Source organism: Pseudomonas salomonii (assembly GCF_900107155.1).
In the GTDB taxonomy this organism is placed as follows: Bacteria; Pseudomonadota; Gammaproteobacteria; order Pseudomonadales; family Pseudomonadaceae; genus Aquipseudomonas; species Aquipseudomonas salomonii.
This window is the reverse complement of the sequence record NZ_FNOX01000033.1, coordinates 1-2,772: the sequence shown is the minus strand read 5'-3', so window position 1 is coordinate 2,772 and position 2,772 is coordinate 1. Positions and strand designations below refer to the sequence as shown.

Below are 2,772 nucleotides of genomic sequence, written 5' to 3'. Positions count from 1 at the left end.
GGACCAGAAGTATCAAGCGGCGAAGCTCGACAGTGGCGGGGATATTGCGATTGTCAGTGGTGGGGCGGTGACGTTTGAGGCGGTGAAGGATTTGCACGACGAGAGCCACACCAAGAGCAAGGGTGACCTCGCCTGGACTAGCTCCAAGGGCAAGGGCAACACCGACGAAACCCTGCGCCAGACCCAGATGGTTGCTGAAGGCAACATCGCGATCAAGGCGGTCGAAGGCCTGAAGATTGACGTCAATCAGGTCAATCAACAGACCGTAAGCCAATCCATTGATGCGATGGTCAAGGCTGATCCGCAACTAGCCTGGATCAAAGACGCAGAGGCTCGCGGGGATGTGGACTGGAGGCAGGTCAAGGAGATTCATGACAGCTTCAAGTACAGCAACTCGGGGTTGGGGCCGGCTTCGCAGATCATTATTGCGATTGTGATGGCGGCGGTGGTTGGACCTATGGCGGCAGCTGCAGCGGGTGGCGGTACGGCAGGGGCAGTAGCTGGGGCTGTGGCGTCGGGAGCCTCCACTAACGCAAGCGTCAGCGTCGTCAATAATCGCGGAAACTTGGGCGCAGTGCTCAAGGATGTGACCTCTTCAGATGCGATGAAGGGGTATGTGATTGCGGGTGCTACAGCAGGCCTGACCGCTGCTTATTTTGGTGATTGGACGGGGACTCAAACAAACACAATCACTGGGAAAGTTACGACGCCGGGCCTACTGAACACTTGGAGTGGTGTCGGTAAATTCGCCGCCAACCAGACGCTACAAAGCGGCACATCCATGCTGCTGAGCAAGGCGCTGGGGCAGGGCGGTAGCGCTAGCGATGCGTTGAAAGGCGCGCTGTTTAATACCTTGGCGGCAGCGAGTTTCAACCTGGTTGGCAATTTCACCGAAGGTGTAATCGCTGATGGCTCTGCACCCAAAATCGCGATTCACGCGATGGTCGGTGGTTTGCTCTCTGAAGCCACAGGCGGCGATTTCAAAACCGGAGCATTGGCGGCAGGGGCGAATGAGGCGCTGGTGACTCATTTGGATGCGCTGGTCAAAGGTAACGAAGAGCTGCTGACGATGAGTTCGCAGATCGTTGGTGTACTGGCGGCGGCGGGGCAGACGGACGCGGATGCGGCTACGCTGGAGAAGGGCAAATGGATTGCACAGAACTCCACGCAATACAATTATTTATCCCATAACCAACTGGAGCGAGCAGCTAAAAAGATAGCGGCTTGCACCAACGACGCTTGTATTGAAGACACGACGCGCAAATTCAAAGAACTGAGCATACAACAGGATCTTGATGCGATAGCTAGCTGCCGAGCAACCCCGTCGTCCTGCGCCACGCACTCAAAAATCGTCGCCAATACCATGGCGGATCTCGACCCCATTAAAGACATAGTTGACTACGGATCGCCGAAGGCCCGAGAGGCTGTACAAAACCTCATAAATTCGAATTATGAATTCCAAGAGATGCTAGCCACTGCCACCACTGAGCATTCGGTAGGCGCGATGGTTGATTCGCTTAAAGCCAAATGGGGGCTTAGTGATGCGCAGGCGCAAGCAATCACGGATGACCTGAAGGTTGCGTTAGCGGCAGGGTTAGGTACTGCGGCAGGAGTTCTGGCGTACAAGCGTGCGGTTGCGAGTGCGGGGAAAAGCGCTTCTATAAAAAATCATAATCCTACGAGTGACAAAACTGACTCGGAATCTGCTAGGAGCGAGATCCCCAAAAAGTGGGATGTCCCCGATACAACTATCGCAAAACTACCAGACAGCTGGAGCGTATCAGCTAATAAGAAGGGTGAAGGGTTCAGATGGCAGGACCCAAAAAATCAAGGAAATGGTGTGCGGATAGACAAGGGAGAGCCTAAGGTTAGCCAACCCACTCAACAAGTGGATCATGTTATTGTTAGGTATAACGGCCAAGTTATAGGTAGAGACGGGAAGCCTGTGATTGGGTCAATCAAAGATCATGCCGAGCAAGTCCATATACCTTTGAGTGAATATCGGAAATGGAAAACATGGAACTCTCCAAATTGAAGTTTCCTACCATGAGAGAGGAACTTATTTCCTATATTCGTGGTTTGTCAGACGTAGACTATCAGCATCGAGCCTGGGTTGAACGCCCTCCATCTGTACATGGCTATGATGAACTAGACTACACGATACATTTTTTTTATGATGATACGGGGCTTGCTGAAAATCCTCACGCTTGGGTAGGGTTGGTGCTGAGAAATAGAGATGAGGCTGATTGTATAAAAAATTTGGTTAGTGCAATTGATGTGGTTTTTGATAAGTACGGGGTCGATCTGTCTGATCAAGAATATTTAGATAAGAAAGAATGGGAGGATGTAGTGAAAAGTGCGAGGGCAGCACTAAAGGTTTTTGTTTCGAATGAAGGGCAGTAAATGAAGGGAGCGGGATCAGGTTCGTAGGAATCCGCACAAATTTACTCTAAGCTCTGCGCTTGATGGCTTACCTCATCACGCAGAGCCCGCTCCAATATTTTCAAATGTCCTCGGCCCCCGAAATCTGTGCAGCTTCGCCTGGAAAAAGGCACAGATTTATTTGATTTTCAGAGGGTGTTTGTGTCTTAGGCAGGCGAGTTTATTTAGGTGTAGTGTACTTTTTTGGGTTTATAAGTGTTTTTTCGTTTTAGATATTAAAATCTAGTTCTTTAATAAATTGGCTTTTATTTTTTACATCTTGGGCTCTGAGCTTAGCCAGATCGGGCGGCTCTACGCCGCCCGAATTTATTTATAAGTCTTGCGAAATCA

At 50.6% G+C, this 2,772-nt stretch carries 2 protein-coding genes; both read left to right on the top strand.

Features of this window, described 5'->3' with window-relative positions; translation table 11 throughout:
• The coding region (locus BLV67_RS33530) for a DUF637 domain-containing protein (protein WP_279627604.1) at window positions 1–2,035 on the top strand (2,035 nt) is incomplete at its 5' end.
• Window positions 2,017–2,403: an SCO4402 family protein gene (locus tag BLV67_RS31945; RefSeq protein ID WP_244160817.1), complete on the top strand. Its 387-nt coding sequence runs from the start codon at window positions 2,017–2,019 to the stop codon at window positions 2,401–2,403. The genes BLV67_RS33530 and BLV67_RS31945, both read left to right, overlap by 19 nt.
• Window positions 2,404–2,772: the final 369 nt, after the last annotated feature.